Raw genomic sequence first — 14,260 nt, 5'->3', positions numbered from 1 at the left:
AATTCTCATCATACTCGGTTGCTTTTTAAATATATTTTATAGATGAGTATTTTTAGAAAATACATTAATAATCACAATACCCGCGATCATTAAAGCTAAACCAATGCAGGCAGCCAGGTCTAAATGTTGTTTGTAAAATATCCAGCCAATTGCGGAAATTAAAATAATACCTGCACCCGACCAAATGGCATAGGCGATTCCGCTTGGAATTGTTTTTAATGTCAGAGACAGTAAATAAAAAGCAATTGCATAGCCCACAACCGTAATAATAGACGGAATTGGAACAGTAAAACCTTGAGATGCTTTTAATGCTGAAGTTGCAATAACTTCACAAGCAATCGCAATTGCTAAATAAAGATAAGACATGGGAAGCTGCGCCAGAAAGGGTTTTAATCAATCTATATGAAATGTTGATATAGTTTGACCAGTTTTAACGATTGTTCAATTTTTTTGGTACAAAAGTACCAGTAAATGGAACTAAACTGATAAATTGATTTTATCACTAGCAATATGCTCTAGACCATTTCTTCGTTTATTTAATAGCTGGTCAGCATAGTCATAAAAAGAGGATCAGTGATTTTAACTTGATCCTCTAAATGGTTTTAAAAAGAGAATGAGCCAATTAAATTCAGGCCTTTAAATTTCTCTAATAATTGTTCTTTGCTTTCAATATGTGCAGGGTCTGGTTCTATACAATCGATTGGGCAAACCGCTTTACATGTTGGTACATCATAAAAACCTACACATTCTGTACAACGAGATGAATCAATTTCATAAACTTTGTTGCCTTCAAAAATAGCCGTATTGGGGCATTCTGGTAAGCACATATCACAATTGATGCAGTCATTCGTAATCAAAAGGGCCATGTTTAACTCACTGAATAAGCCAATGTAGAGGCAGTAATACTTTCTTTCGCATGCGGCAAATTGCGTATGAGTAGGGCATAACTAACATCAACATCTTGTGAAAGTGGAATCTCAACAAAATGTCCCGAACCTTTAGCATCTGTAATTGGATTGCCCTTTAAATCGCGCATTTCGGTTAAGGTAAAGCTGATATTGCCTTGAGGCATCATCAGCTCAAGTGAGTCGCCAATCACAAAACGGTTTTTCACCTCAATGCGAATATAATCGCCGTGACGTTCTAAAACTTCACCACAAAATTGTTGATAGTCAAAATGTGATGATCCGTCAGCATAGTTTTGATATTCGCTATGTACATGCCGTCTTAAAAAGCCTTCAGTGTAACCGCGGTTTGCCAAACCTTCGAGTTGGGTCATTAAACTTGGGTCAAAAGGTTTACCTGCTAATGCATCATCAATGGCTTTTCGATAAATTTGAGCAGTGCGAGCACAATAAAAATAGGATTTAGTACGGCCTTCAATTTTCAGTGAGGCAATGCCCATTTTTGTTAAACGATCTACATGTTGTACCGCACGTAAATCTTTAGAGTTCATAAAATAGGTGCCGTGTTCATCTTCTTCGGCAGCAAACATTTCTTCATCATTACGTTGTACGAGTAAAGTTTGAACCGAGGTTGTTTCTGATTGTGCTGATGAGCAGCAAGACTTTTCTGGTGTATTTAGCTGAGTGGTTGGAATTACATCGCCGTTTGCATCTTCTTGGGCTTCATGCAGTTTATAGTCCCAACGGCAGGCATTGGTACAAGCACCTTGGTTGGCGTCACGCTTGTTCATATATCCGGAAAGTAAACAGCGGCCTGAGTAGGCCATGCATAGAGCGCCATGTACAAAAACCTCGAGTTCAATATCGGGCACATGTCGCTGGATTTCTTCTATTTCTTCTAAAGATAATTCACGAGATAAAATCACGCGGCTTAGGCCGTAGTCTTTCCAAAATTTAACAGTAGCCCAGTTAATAGCGTTGGCTTGAACCGATAGATGAATTTGCACTTCTGGGAAATGCTCACGCACCATCATAATTAAACCCGGATCAGACATAATCAGAGCATCTGGCTGCATAGCCACAATTGGCTCAAGATCGCGTATAAAGTTTTTTAATTTGCTGTTATGTGGCTGAATATTTACCACAACATAAAACTTCTTACCCAAAGCGTGGGCTTCATCAATTCCGATTTTTAAATTGTCATGGTCAAAAGCATTATTACGTACACGTAAGCTATAACGGGGTTGTCCTGCATATACGGCATCTGCACCATAGGCAAATGCATAGCGCATGTTTTTAAGTGAACCTGCGGGAGAGAGAAGTTCGGTTTTCATAAAATAAAAGGCATAAAAAATATATGGTTTTATTTTATTAACTCTATATTTTCGATTCAACCTACTGAATTAGTAGGAATTTGAGTTATATCATTTTGCGCGGGTAGCATATTTTTTGCTAACTCTCCTAAGCGCATCAAAGCATTTAACATTTTCGGATTTAATTCGAAACAGGCTGCTATACGTAAACAATGGCTAAAACGTTTATCAGCCGAACATAAAATTCCTGGCATACATAAGATCTTTTCATCCATTGCTTGATGAAACAGTTCTAATGTATCAATAGATTCGGGTAGCTCTAACCATAAAATAAATCCAGCTTGTGGACGACTAACTCGAGTACCGAGTGGAAAATAGCGACAAATATAAGAGTTGATGGTGTCGATTTGTTGTTGATAGCGCTTTTTGAGCTGACGTAAATGCAGATCATATCCGCCATTTTCTAAAAAAAGTCCTAAAGTTTCGGTGAGTAAAGTTGGTTCGGCAACGGTTGTTGTTAATTTAATTTGCTGCACAATATTACGAAAGCGTCCAGCTTCTAGCCAACCAATTCGATAGTCAGGTGCCACAGTTTTGGTATAGCTACCACAGACCAAGACCCATCCATTTTGGTCAAATGTCTTAATGTTGGGTAGGAGAGGCTCAGTGAGTTGTAGTTCAGCATACATTGCATCTTCAATAACCGGAATTTGGAAGTGATTGGCAAGCTCTGCTAAACGCCGGCGGTTGCTTTCAGGCATGCTAAAACCAAGAGGATTATGTCCTGTTGGAATAGTTAATATGGCTCGTACACTTTTAGATTTTAAGAGTTCTTCAAGTGCATCTAGACACATCCCTGTATGCGGCGAAGTCGGCACTTCTACGATTTTTCGCCCTAAATTATGAAGAAGCGGGTACAAGTTATGAAAAGTAGGAATCTCAAGCGCTATGCTGTCACCTGCTTGGGTGGTTGCCATAATTGCGAGACTTAAAGCCTCCATAGTGCCATGAGTCAGCACAATGTCATCTGCGGACAGAAACATGCCAAGCTGTAAGCTTCGCCTAGCAATTTGAGTACGTAATCGTAACGAGCCAGGCGGCAAAGTATAGTTTTTAAAAATGTCTGCCTGTGTCCGTAAAACTTGAGCAGTTAAACGTTTTAATCTTTCTATTGGATAGAAGTTTTCTCCAGTAGGGCAAGCTAGAGCTAAATTGGCATAGTCAGGCTCCATCTGTTTTTTAACAATTTGTGCGAGAAAACAGCTAATTCCTGAAAGAGATACTTTTTCTTCACTGACATAACGCTCTTCGAGTTCTAGTAAGTTTGAAGGCGCATGACAAACATAGTAGCCAGACTGTGGGCGAACTGAAATTAAACCTTGGTCTTCAAGCTGACGATAAGCTTCTTTTACTGTGTTAATACTGACCTGATAATGTTGCGCACAGTCACGAATTGAAGGCAGCCTAGAACCTACAGGCTGCCTACCATTCTGGATTTGAAGGGTGAGGTCATCACTCACTTTTTTATATTTGTACATGTCAATTTATTAAAAAGTAAAAGTAATGGATACACTTTATAGTGATCTGGTATTTATCTCAAATATTGTTATTCGCTTAGATTGATCCTTTTAAGCAGGATTTATTTTTAAGAACTGTGTCTATTATTTTTCATATTAACTGATACTGTGACCATCAAAAATAAATTAGTAAGATCAAAAAATGGTGAGCATTTAAAGCCATATTTTTTTAATTATAAAATCAGTAGGAGTGGTCTATGTCTGTTGTTGCATTTAAACAAGTTGATGTTTTTACTTCACAAGCATTTCAAGGAAATCCTGTTGCGGTCATTATGGATGCCAGTACTTTAACATCTGAGCAGATGCAAGCCATTGCGAACTGGACCAATCTTTCTGAAACCACATTTGTACTTCCTGCGACCGATTCACAAGCTGACTATCAGGTTCGAATTTTTACTCCACAAAGTGAGTTGCCATTTGCAGGACATCCCACAATTGGTACCGCCTATGCTTTGCTTGAAGCGGGTATAGTGACTGCTAAAGAAGGTAAGCTAGTACAGCAATGCGGTGCAGGTTTAGTGACTTTGACTGTAAGTGATTCAAAGCATATTTCATTTGAACTCCCTAAGCCTAAAATTACTCCACTCGATGCAATGCATACTGAAAAATTGGCAGAAATTTTAAAATGTAAAATTAATACACAATGGAATGCAGCATTGATAGATGTAGGTGCGCGTTGGGTTGTATTACAAGCTGTAAATGCTAAGGCTGTTTTAGATAGCCAACCCGACTTTGCTGCTCTAAAAGAACATGATTTAGAAATGAAAGTTACGGGTGCGACAGTTTTCGGTTTTTATGAAAATGATGATATAGAAAAGCATATAGAGGTCCGTTCATTTGCACCTTCATGTGGTGTAAACGAAGATCCAGTTTGTGGTAGTGGTAATGGGAGTGTAGCGTCTTTTATTCGTTACTATGGTATTTTGCCAGCACAAAATGACCTTGTGCTTTCTTCACAAGGTCGCGCTTTAGGGCGCAATGGACAACTTAAGCTTGAATTGCATCAAGATAAACTTTTAGTGGGTGGAACAGCTGTTACCTGTATTGATGGCAGCATCACCTTATAAAAAGAGCTATAAAAAAACCGAGGACTTTACCTCGGTTTTTTATTTAAAAAATCTTATTTTTCTACGAACGCACGTTCGATCACATAGTCGCCCATTTCACCCATGCGAGGTGATTCAACTAAACCATGTTGGTCAAGTAATGCAGCAACGTCTTTTAAGAATGCAGGGCTACCGCAAAGCATTGCACGGTCAGTTTCACGGTTGAAACGTGGTAAACCGATTTTTTCAAATAAAGCGCCAGTTTCAATTGCAGTTGTTACACGGCCCTGTGTGTGGAAAGGTTCGCGAGTAACAGTAGGGTAATAAACAAGTTTGTCTTTAATACCTAACTCTTCAAAGAATTCATGGTTTGGTAATTCGTTCAAGATTAAGTCTTGATAAGCTAATTCAGAAATATAGCGTGTACCATGAACAACAATTACTTTTTCAAAGCGTTCGTAAGTTTCTGGGTCACGAATAATTGACAAGAATGGAGCAAGACCAGTACCAGAAGATAAAAGGTACAAGTTTTTACCTGGTAAAAGATCATCATGAACTAAAGTACCTGTTGGTTTTTTAGAAACTAAAATTTCGTCACCAACTTGTACTTTTTGCAAAATTGAAGTTAAAGGACCATCTGGTACTTTAATCGAGAAGAACTCTAACTCTTCTTCGTAGTTTGCACTTGCAATCGAATATGCACGCATTAACGGTTTGCCATTCACTTCAAGTCCGATCATCACGAACTGACCATTTTTAAAACGTAAGCTAGTGTCGCGTGTAGTTTTAAAACTGAAAAGGGTGTCATTCCAGTGGTGCACATGAGTAATGCGTTCAACGTTAAAAGCAGCCATTAAAGGTCTCGATCACGATTAAAAGAAAACAGATTGCTATTCTAATCTAATTTCATTCCCGATAAACTGAATATATTTAATTGTGTTTATAAGAAAAAGTGATGATGAATTCTGTCACCTTCCCAATAGTCGGGCACATGTGCTCACCTTTTCGAGAAAAATTTGGTATTCCACGTCAGCCTAATTTGGTTAATATCGAATCTTATATCGAGATGGTAGAACCTTATAACGACTTGTTGGCTTTTGAGGGAATTGAGCAATTTAGTCATCTTTGGCTCATTTGGCAGTTTCATGACAATAAAAATCAGGAGACTGCAACTAAGTTTCGGCCTCAGGTTCGTCCGCCACGTTTAGGGGGCAATGAAAAAATTGGTGTGTTTGCAACACGCAGTATGTATCGTCCAGCGCCTGTGGGTTTATCTGTAGTACGTTTAAAAAAGATTGAAAAAGTCGGTAAGTTATTAAGAGTGTACGTTACAGGCAGTGATTTATTAAATGGCACGCCAATTTTAGATATTAAACCTTATATTCAATATTCAGATGCCATTGTTGATGCTCAAAGTGGTTATGCGCAGGCTGAACCCGAACGAAAGTCGGTCATATGGTCGGAAACTGCACTCACTACCCAGCAATATCTTTTAAAGAATAAAAAAATTAATACGCAATATCTTGATGAATTAGAACAAGTATTGACGTTAGATCCTAGACCTGCCTATCAAGAAGACCCTGAACGCGTCTATAAAATGAAATTTTCGAATTTTGATATTCATTTTAAAGTGAATGGCAATGTCATTACAGTTGTTGATATAGCGAAAGATAAATCGCTTATCTAATAAAGCCGTTTTAGAACCAATGTATGTTCATCCAGAGCAAGCCAATAAATATTGTCATATGCAAAATTTGGGCAGGAATAAAAGCAAGGGCATAACGCATTCCACCAGAAATAGCCGAGTTAATGCTCTTGGCAATTGCATGAACAGCAAAGCCGCTCATGAAAGCAATGAGTAGTGAGGTATGAGCGTTATTTGGCTCACCTTGTACAATCACTGCTGCAATAGCTGCATGTATTTCAAACAAAGATGCGAGTAAGGTCCCTGCGATTAAGCCTGCATTACCTAAATATAGGCTTAGACCATAAACGCCTGCCTGAATGAGGGTAAGTGTCCCTGCAATAATAATTGCTTCTTTTAAGCTAAACATTCTGGAATCTAGCTCGGGTGAAGTCGCACTTGGCTCTGCCTTGCGTAATAAAATGAAGGCCCATACTGCTAAAAAAGCCAATGCAATGAGTGTTGGAAATATAATGAATTTGAACCATGCCAAACTTATACCGACGACAATAATTAAGGTTTGTACCAATGTGGAAACACATGACATTAATGCTGCACCTGCATTTGTCTTGGCATTTGCACGACCAGAGCGTACTTCCAAGCCCAGACTCGCGATAGTGGCGGTACTTGAAACAAAACCTGATGCTAAAGAAGAGAGTAATAAAGCATTTTTAGAAGACAAAAGCCGCTTTGCAATATGTGCGAGGGCTTGCACAAATAAAATTAAAGTCAGTAATTTTAAAATGACATGTGGGTTTAGAACGGGGCCCCAAAAAGGTTTATTGGGAACTAAGGGTAAGGCAATTAAAAGTAATGCCAGTAAAAAAATCCCGTCGCGCAATTCTGATTCGGTAATCCATTGACTGGCTATGCCATGCATAGATTGTTTTGCCAATAAGATAATCGTTATGATGACGGCAAGTCCTGCAGCCAGCGAAATATTCCAAATACAAAGCGCCCCGATGAAGTAAGTCATAATAAAGGCAAGTTCTGTGGTGACACCAGGATCATTAGGCTGATTTTTAAGAGAGACAATACTGATCGCTCCTATAAGTAGAGCACCTACAATTCCAATTTCAGTACCAAATAAAAAGCAGATTGCTCCGAGTAGGGAGCTAATTGCAAAAGATCGAAAACCCGCGAAAGTTTTATATTCGTGTTTTAACTTACTTCTTTCGCGCTCCAGACCAATTAATAACCCGCAGCCTAATGCAGCAGCAATGATAGTGATAAATTCTTCAAATGATGCAGTTTGTAATGACATTGTCATTGGAAGATTCATAATACTTCCTCTTAGGTTTATTGTTATATGTAGATGTCAGTCATTTTTAAATCATATATTCATGTCCAGTTTATGCTTTTTATTGTATTGATCCTAGTCTCTTTTTTAATCAAACTATCATAATAAATATCTTTATAAATATGATCTATGCCACAAAAAAAATCTAAGTTGAGAATTGGTTTAATTAATTGAAGTTAAAAGATATTTAAAAGCTAAATTTGAAGATTTCTAGACCAGCTAAATCTAAAACATCTCTGCTATATTATAAAAATATATTGGGGATAACACATGAATGCACATGTAGAAATAGACGCACATTGGTGCCTAGAACAATTATTACAAGAAGGCCGTATTACTGAACGGGACAAATTACTGGTACAAACGACAAATAGACAAAAAGATCAATTGAAATGGCATCCATTACAGTGGATTGCACATTTTAATTTAAAAGACCAACAGCACGTACAAGCACATTTAAGTTTAAACCGCCTGTGCCAATGGTTTGCCGATCGAGCGCAATTACCATTATTTGTGATTGATCCTTTAAAAGCAGATGTAAGCGCTTTAACTCAAGTCATGTCACAAGAGTTTGCAATTCGAAACCATATTTTAGCTGTAGAAGTCCATGCGGACCGAATTGTGATTGGTACCGACCAGCCTTTTAAAACAGATTGGTTAAACAATTTGGAAAGAAGCCTGGCACCGAAGAAAATTGAACGGGTATTGCTTAATCCCGAACAGTTGCAACGTTATTTGCGAGAATATTATCAGGTTAGCCGTGCGGTAAATTCAGCTCAGAAAGATGCTGCTCATGACCGTGATAACAAAGGGGTAGAAGCACTTTTACAGCTTGGCGATAGCCAAAACCCTGATGCCAATGATCAACACATTGTGAAATTGGTCGACTGGATTTTACAGTTTGCATTTGAACAAAGTGCCAGTGACATTCATATGGAACCGCGTAAAGACAATGGCAAAGTTCGGTTCCGTATTGATGGTGTTTTACATACCATTTATAACATGCCCTCAAATACACTGACTGCCGTGATTTCCCGAATTAAAATTTTAGGGCGATTAAATGTAGCGGAAAAACGTAAACCGCAAGATGGTCGATTAAAAACACGGACACCGAAAGGACAAGAAACCGAACTACGTTTATCAACTTTGCCGACTGCATTTGGTGAAAAACTGGTTATGCGTATTTTTGACCCAGATGTACTGGTACGTTCTTTTCAGCAATTGGGTTTTGATCAGTCTTTATTACAACAGTGGCAACGCATAACACAAAATAGTCACGGCATTATTTTGGTTACTGGTCCAACAGGTTCTGGTAAAACCACAACGCTATATTCTTCTTTAAAGCAGCTTGCAACCGAGCAGGTCAATGTCTGTACCATTGAAGACCCGATTGAAATGCTAGAGCCTAGTTTTAACCAAATGCAGGTCAATAATGCAATTGAGCTGGGCTTTGCTGATGGTGTGCGTGCCCTGATGCGTCAAGATCCAGACATTATTATGATTGGGGAAATTCGTGACCAAGACACTGCGAATATGGCCATTCAGGCGGCACTCACAGGGCATTTGGTACTGTCAACTTTACATACCAATGATGCGCCGTCTAGTTTGACTCGTTTACATGATTTGGGTGTGCAACCTTTTTTAACAGCAGCGACTATTTTAGGGGTATTGGCTCAGCGTTTAGTGCGACGACTTTGCCCACACTGTAAACAAGAAACTCATATAAATGAGGAAGAATGGCAGCACCTAACATTTGACTATATTATGGAAATGCCCGAAAAAGTTTATCAAGCAGTAGGGTGTGAACAATGCCGACATACGGGCTATAAAGGTCGAGTTGGTATTTATGAGTTTATGCCAGTTAGTCTTGAGCTTAAGCATCTTATTAGCAGCCATGCGACATTAAATGAACTACGAAGCCAAACCAAAAAAGAAAGTGTAGAGCCTTTGAGAATTGCGGGAGCACATAAAGTCATTGAAGGGCTTACCACTTTAGAAGAGGTATTAAGAGTTGTTCCATTAAACTAAACTTTTCTTAAGATTCACCTCATTTATGCTTGTTTTACTGATGTCATTCCAAGATGTAATCAAATAGGTGATTTTATGAAAGCATTTAAAGTGATCTTGATGACAGCGCTTACTGGTATAGCGCTAGCTCCTATATCTATGAGTCAAGCAGCGGCTATATCTGCAACGGTCACTACTGTTAAGCAAGCATTAACGGCAAAAGACGATACGCCTGTAAAACTACATGGACAAGTCGTGAAATCTATTGGAGATGAGAAATATCAGTTCCGAGACAAAACAGGTACTATCACTATTAATGTAGATGATGAGCTTTGGCAAGGTCATCCTATTTCCCCAACAACTAATATTGGTTTAGTTGGTGAAGTAGATATAGACTTTAAACCCTCAAAACATGTAGAAATTGATGTAGAACAAATCCAGTTTTAAGCACTGGACTTTACTTATAATATTTATAGCCGCACTGATGATGCGGCTTTGCTTTTTTAATAAAGGCTTGGCAAGATCAAGACAGAATATAACAGGAAAAATAGATGAGAATTTTGCTTGCAGAAGATGATCGCTCTCAAGCGGAAAGTATTCAATCTTGGTTAGAGTTAGATGGCTATCAAGTCGATTGGGTCGAAAGAGGTGATTATGCCCTTACTGCGATTGAGCAGCATGACTATGATTGTATTTTACTTGATCGAGGTTTACCTCAACTGGCAGGTGAAAAAGTCTTAACAACAATCCGTTATAAACAAAAAAATGTACCTGTCATTTTTATTACAGCGCGTGACAGCATTCATGACCGGGTAGAGGGACTAGATTTAGGCGCAAATGACTACTTGATTAAACCTTTTAGCCTAGAAGAGTTATCTGCCCGAATCCGTGCTCAATTACGTAATCAAACTTTAACTCAGCAATCGCTTTTAATATGGGGAGATTTACATCTCGATACTCAAGCAAAAGTTGTATCGTTGGCCGGAAATTCTATTGATTTAACAGCGAAAGAGTTCCAAATTTTACGTAAGCTCATGGTTCATCCTGAACATATTGTTACTCGGGATCAATTAGAAGAAGCGCTCTATGCATGGGGGGACGAGATTGAAAGTAATGCAATAGAGGTTTTTATCTATCAACTTCGAAAAAAAATCGGCAGTAGCAGTATTAAAACCATACGGGGACTAGGCTACCGTATGGGAGATTTAAAATGAAAACGAATCGCTCCTCTTTGCAGTCTCAACTGGTTAAAACCACTATGTGGAGCAGTATCGTGGTGGGACTGCTCGCTTTAAGTTTGCTTACCATATTTTCGATTTATCACAACATGTCAGTGCAAGATGAAATCATGGATGAAATTTCAGATACCTTACTGGTTTCTGATCTCTCTAAACATTCTATGAGACAATTTGACGAGCTCAGTGATGAGTTTGATATTCAGTATGAATTATTAAATTCTGGTCAATTGCTTACTCATTCTCATACCTACCAACATGAACTTTTTGAACAAGGCAATTTATCAAACGGTTTTTCATATTTTTGGTTTGATGGTCAATTATGGCGTAGTCTGGCCGCACAACAAAAAGATTCAGAGCTGCAAGTTGAGGTTTTTCAACCCATGAGTACTCGTGTTGAAGAGGTACTCAAAGCACTCGCTGGATATAGTGGTCTTATGGTTTTGTTCTGGCTACTACAATGGGTCATTGTAAGTTGGCGTACTGAACAACAATTGGCGGCTCTCAATCTACTCTCTAAACGTATTGCTCAAAAAACCGCATCAAATTTAGAACCGATTCAAGACCCAGATGTCATTACAGAAATTCAACCCGTCATAGATGCATTAAACCAGTTACTTGCAAGACTCCAAAGGGCACTCGTTGCTGAACAGCGCTTTACAGCAGATGCATCACATGAGTTACGTTCACCTTTATCTGCTATACAAATGCGTCTGCAAGTTTTACAACGTAAATATCAGCATATTCCAGAGCTTGATCAAGACTTTGAACGCATCCAAGAAGATGTTTCAAGAAGTACCAAAATTCTTGAAAATTTACTGCTTCTTGCTCGTTTGGAACCTAATGAAATAGAACAACCAGAACTCTTTAAGAGTGTGATTGATTTAAACCATCTATTGGCTCGAGTAATTGAAACTGTAAGCATGGATGCACAAGCCAAACAAATGATGATTGAGACAAATATTTTGTCAAATGAAACCAAAATATTTGCAAATGAAGAATTACTTTTCATTGCTTTTAGAAATCTGTTTGATAATGCTATTCGCTATAGTCCTACGTTGGGGTTTATTTATGTTGAGCTCAGTCATTATCAGCAACAACTAAAAATTTCTATAGAAGACACTGGAAATGGCGTAGATGATGAAGTTTTAAGACGTTTAGGACAGCGTTTTTTTCGTGTATTAGGTACGCAGCAACAAGGCTCAGGATTAGGAATATCAATTACTAAAAAAATTATTCAACTCCATGGTGGGGAACTGCAATTTATGCATGCAAACCAAGGTGGTTTAAAAGTTGAAGTGACATTGCTTTTTAATCATGAAATACAAAAATAGCATGGTTGCCCATGCTATCCATTTTTTGTTTTCCCACGAATATTATTGAAACGCGAGGGTAGTTCTTATTTAGTTAAAATGAGACGGTTATTACGAGTAAGGCGTAGTCGGTATTCCTCGCCAGCATGCATAATTCGGATTTCACGACCTAATGCAAATAGGTTGTTAGAATGCAGCATTGGTAAGGCATGAGCTGAGTCAGTGTTACGAGTAAATAAGCTAAAAGGTGCGTTCATTTGTTATGCTCCGTGGTATATTCTTGAACGATTTAAATGATAATCATTATCGAATAGATCTGTCAATGAGATTTTAAAGAATTTATAAATTGATAAAATTTGCTTACACTTGGGAAAAATTTGAGTGAGTAGAAAAATGCCTAAACCGATAGTCGATGTCGCAATAGCTATCTTAATTCATCGCGGAAAAATATTAGTTGGATGGCGTGGTGAACAGCAGCATCAAGGTGGAAAGCATGAGTTTCCAGGAGGAAAGGTTGAGCAGGGTGAAACGCCTGAAGAAGCATGCCGCCGTGAAATTTATGAAGAAGTCGGTATTGGTTTAAAAGATTGGCATCAGTTTGATTATATTCACCATGAATATGATGACATTATCGTCAACCTTCATTTGTTCCATAGCTATGTACCTGATGAATTATTAAATCTTATTCATCAGCCTTGGACATGGTATACGCGTGATCAGCTAGTTAACTTAAACTTCCCGAAAGCCAATAAAGATATTATTAAAAGATTGTATTGGCCGCATTTTATTAAAATTAGCGCTACGCTCACACTACCCGAAAATGATGAAACTTTAGTGTATTGGCGCAGTGAAAAAGATAATGTTAGTGAGGATGATCTAGAAAAATTAGCTCTTTTAGATACAAATCAGCTTTCAAAATTAATCATGAATGTCGATGTTTGGCACAAACTAAAACCTGATTTAAAAAGCCGTATAATAACAGTACATCTTAAACAGTCGCAATTAATGAGTTTGCATAAAGGCGACTTAGAAGTGGGAGTAAGCTTTATTGCTGCTTGCCACGATGCGGTTTCTTTACAGCATGCTCAGCAAATTGGTTGTGATGCTGTTTTTGTAAGCCCTGTCAAAGTAACAGAGACCCATCCTGGCGCTATCGCATTAGGGTGGGATCGTTTTGCTGACTTAATTGACAAATGCCAGATTCCCGTCTTTGCTTTAGGGGGCATGAGTCCTGATGATTTAGCCACAGCACAGCAATATGGTGCGTATGGCTTGGCAGGTATTCGTAATTTTTAAAAAGACATAAAAGCATTAAAAGCTAGAGCGCTTTTAATGCTTGCTGAGCTTCCTGAACAGTTTTTGGGTTATTACGTTGTTGACCCGCTTTTAAAATGGTTAGCCAAAGCTGTTTTTTCATCGCTTGGCTCTGAGCAAAGCTTAAACCACGTCTTGCAAGAGACTCAGCATTAGCATATTGCTGTTTATGATTTGCAGTCAGTGCAAGAAATAAATAAGTCTCGGCGGCCTGTGGAGCTAAACGCTGGGCTTGAAGGGCGTAGCGCTCTGCATCTGACCATTGCTGGTTTTTGTAAGCTTGCTCAGTTTTTTGCATTAAAGTTTTAAAAGCTGGTAACTGGCTTCCATCATCATTAAAGCGTTGGGGCTTTTTCTGCTGAGGAACAATCACCTGTAAACTTTTACGTTGAATATCTGGATGATCATAGGGTGTAATTTTTACACCAGATGGTGTCTCAGCATTCTTTTTTTCAGTAACAGGAGGGGTTTTCTCTTTTGGAGCTGAATGATCCGGTAAAGTTGTACAGCCGACCATAAGTACAGCACCAATATAAAAAACACCTTTCTTTAACATATCCTGTTTC

15 protein-coding genes are annotated in these 14,260 nt (G+C 38.4%); 7 read left to right on the top strand and 8 right to left on the bottom strand.

Going from position 1 to position 14,260, the window contains the following annotated elements; all coding sequences use genetic code 11:
* Positions 1–36: 36 nt before the first annotated feature.
* The 4 genes from abeS to MKL35_RS13765 all read right to left on the bottom strand — a co-directional run bounded on the left by abeS (position 37) and on the right by MKL35_RS13765 (position 3,762).
* On the bottom strand, positions 37–366 hold the full coding sequence (gene abeS, locus MKL35_RS13780) for a multidrug efflux SMR transporter AbeS (RefSeq protein WP_270913891.1): 330 nt from the start codon (positions 364–366) through the stop codon (positions 37–39).
* 236 nt (positions 367–602) lie between these two features.
* Complete coding sequence (locus MKL35_RS13775; protein ID WP_032010218.1) at positions 603–866, bottom strand: YfhL family 4Fe-4S dicluster ferredoxin; 264 nt, start codon at positions 864–866, stop codon at positions 603–605.
* Between the two features lie 2 nt (positions 867–868).
* Positions 869–2,239: a prephenate-dependent tRNA uridine(34) hydroxylase TrhP gene (gene trhP / locus MKL35_RS13770; RefSeq protein ID WP_032010217.1), complete on the bottom strand. Its 1,371-nt coding sequence runs from the start codon at positions 2,237–2,239 to the stop codon at positions 869–871.
* A 56-nt stretch (positions 2,240–2,295) separates the two neighbouring features.
* Positions 2,296–3,762 carry an aminotransferase-like domain-containing protein gene (locus MKL35_RS13765; RefSeq protein ID WP_081404388.1) on the bottom strand — a complete coding sequence of 489 codons (1,467 nt, stop codon included), beginning with the start codon at positions 3,760–3,762 and terminating at the stop codon, positions 2,296–2,298.
* Positions 3,763–3,992: 230 nt separating this feature from the next.
* Between MKL35_RS13765 and MKL35_RS13760 the strand changes: the two genes are divergently transcribed.
* Positions 3,993–4,862 carry a PhzF family phenazine biosynthesis protein gene (locus tag MKL35_RS13760; protein WP_032010214.1) on the top strand — a complete coding sequence of 290 codons (870 nt, stop codon included), beginning with the start codon at positions 3,993–3,995 and terminating at the stop codon, positions 4,860–4,862.
* A 53-nt stretch (positions 4,863–4,915) separates the two neighbouring features.
* Here MKL35_RS13760 and MKL35_RS13755 read toward each other — a convergent pair whose 3' ends face one another.
* The gene (locus MKL35_RS13755; RefSeq protein WP_002049093.1) at positions 4,916–5,695 is read right to left on the bottom strand and encodes a ferredoxin--NADP reductase; all 780 of its coding nucleotides are present in this window, start codon (positions 5,693–5,695) and stop codon (positions 4,916–4,918) included.
* 104 nt (positions 5,696–5,799) lie between these two features.
* On the opposite strand from MKL35_RS13755, the gene tsaA reads away from it, so the two are divergent.
* Positions 5,800–6,528, top strand: a complete 729-nt coding sequence (gene tsaA / locus MKL35_RS13750; RefSeq protein ID WP_081404395.1) for a tRNA (N6-threonylcarbamoyladenosine(37)-N6)-methyltransferase TrmO — start codon at positions 5,800–5,802, stop codon at positions 6,526–6,528.
* 10 nt (positions 6,529–6,538) lie between these two features.
* Here tsaA and MKL35_RS13745 read toward each other — a convergent pair whose 3' ends face one another.
* Entirely contained in the window at positions 6,539–7,807 is a 1,269-nt protein-coding gene (locus tag MKL35_RS13745; protein WP_004707821.1) for an MgtC/SapB family protein, read from the bottom strand.
* A 288-nt stretch (positions 7,808–8,095) separates the two neighbouring features.
* Between MKL35_RS13745 and MKL35_RS13740 the strand changes: the two genes are divergently transcribed.
* The 4 genes from MKL35_RS13740 (at position 8,096) to MKL35_RS13725 (ending at position 12,401) form a co-directional block, all read left to right on the top strand.
* Positions 8,096–9,853 carry a GspE/PulE family protein gene (locus MKL35_RS13740; RefSeq protein ID WP_004707823.1) on the top strand — a complete coding sequence of 586 codons (1,758 nt, stop codon included), beginning with the start codon at positions 8,096–8,098 and terminating at the stop codon, positions 9,851–9,853.
* A 75-nt stretch (positions 9,854–9,928) separates the two neighbouring features.
* The gene (locus MKL35_RS13735; protein ID WP_002049212.1) at positions 9,929–10,279 is read left to right on the top strand and encodes a NirD/YgiW/YdeI family stress tolerance protein; all 351 of its coding nucleotides are present in this window, start codon (positions 9,929–9,931) and stop codon (positions 10,277–10,279) included.
* Positions 10,280–10,383: 104 nt separating this feature from the next.
* A complete protein-coding gene (locus MKL35_RS13730; protein ID WP_032010211.1) occupies positions 10,384–11,046 on the top strand; it encodes a response regulator transcription factor in 663 nt (220 codons plus the stop codon).
* Entirely contained in the window at positions 11,043–12,401 is a 1,359-nt protein-coding gene (locus MKL35_RS13725) for an ATP-binding protein (protein ID WP_032010209.1), read from the top strand. The genes MKL35_RS13730 and MKL35_RS13725 overlap by 4 nt, the downstream gene beginning before the upstream one ends.
* Positions 12,402–12,466: 65 nt before the next feature.
* Here the strand turns inward: MKL35_RS13725 and hemP are convergent, their stop codons facing one another.
* Positions 12,467–12,637, bottom strand: a complete 171-nt coding sequence (hemP, locus tag MKL35_RS13720) for a hemin uptake protein HemP (RefSeq protein ID WP_000993415.1) — start codon at positions 12,635–12,637, stop codon at positions 12,467–12,469.
* Positions 12,638–12,773: 136 nt separating this feature from the next.
* On the opposite strand from hemP, the gene MKL35_RS13715 reads away from it, so the two are divergent.
* A complete protein-coding gene (locus MKL35_RS13715; RefSeq protein ID WP_032010207.1) occupies positions 12,774–13,676 on the top strand; it encodes an NUDIX domain-containing protein in 903 nt (300 codons plus the stop codon).
* Between the two features lie 22 nt (positions 13,677–13,698).
* Here MKL35_RS13715 and MKL35_RS13710 read toward each other — a convergent pair whose 3' ends face one another.
* Positions 13,699–14,250 (bottom strand): tetratricopeptide repeat protein, encoded by a 552-nt coding sequence (locus tag MKL35_RS13710; protein ID WP_004707833.1) that lies wholly within the window; start codon positions 14,248–14,250, stop codon positions 13,699–13,701.
* Positions 14,251–14,260: the final 10 nt, after the last annotated feature.

The sequence above is a fragment of the Acinetobacter sp. AOR41_HL genome, from assembly GCF_027854645.1.
Taxonomy (GTDB): Bacteria; Pseudomonadota; Gammaproteobacteria; order Pseudomonadales; family Moraxellaceae; genus Acinetobacter; species Acinetobacter nosocomialis.
This window is presented reverse-complemented; position numbering and strand designations above follow the sequence as displayed.

Coding starts and splice junctions, on each gene's coding strand:
- abeS (WP_270913891.1), bottom strand. CDS start 366: ATGTCTTATCTTTATTTAGCAATTGCGATTGCTTGTGAAGTTATTGCA.
- MKL35_RS13775 (WP_032010218.1), bottom strand. CDS start 866: ATGGCCCTTTTGATTACGAATGACTGCATCAATTGTGATATGTGCTTA.
- trhP (WP_032010217.1), bottom strand. CDS start 2,239: ATGAAAACCGAACTTCTCTCTCCCGCAGGTTCACTTAAAAACATGCGC.
- MKL35_RS13760 (WP_032010214.1), top strand. CDS start 3,993: ATGTCTGTTGTTGCATTTAAACAAGTTGATGTTTTTACTTCACAAGCA.
- MKL35_RS13755 (WP_002049093.1), bottom strand. CDS start 5,695: ATGGCTGCTTTTAACGTTGAACGCATTACTCATGTGCACCACTGGAAT.
- tsaA (WP_081404395.1), top strand. CDS start 5,800: ATGAATTCTGTCACCTTCCCAATAGTCGGGCACATGTGCTCACCTTTT.
- MKL35_RS13745 (WP_004707821.1), bottom strand. CDS start 7,807: ATGAATCTTCCAATGACAATGTCATTACAAACTGCATCATTTGAAGAA.
- MKL35_RS13740 (WP_004707823.1), top strand. CDS start 8,096: ATGAATGCACATGTAGAAATAGACGCACATTGGTGCCTAGAACAATTA.
- MKL35_RS13735 (WP_002049212.1), top strand. CDS start 9,929: ATGAAAGCATTTAAAGTGATCTTGATGACAGCGCTTACTGGTATAGCG.
- MKL35_RS13730 (WP_032010211.1), top strand. CDS start 10,384: ATGAGAATTTTGCTTGCAGAAGATGATCGCTCTCAAGCGGAAAGTATT.
- MKL35_RS13725 (WP_032010209.1), top strand. CDS start 11,043: ATGAAAACGAATCGCTCCTCTTTGCAGTCTCAACTGGTTAAAACCACT.
- hemP (WP_000993415.1), bottom strand. CDS start 12,637: ATGAACGCACCTTTTAGCTTATTTACTCGTAACACTGACTCAGCTCAT.
- MKL35_RS13715 (WP_032010207.1), top strand. CDS start 12,774: ATGCCTAAACCGATAGTCGATGTCGCAATAGCTATCTTAATTCATCGC.
- MKL35_RS13710 (WP_004707833.1), bottom strand. CDS start 14,250: ATGTTAAAGAAAGGTGTTTTTTATATTGGTGCTGTACTTATGGTCGGC.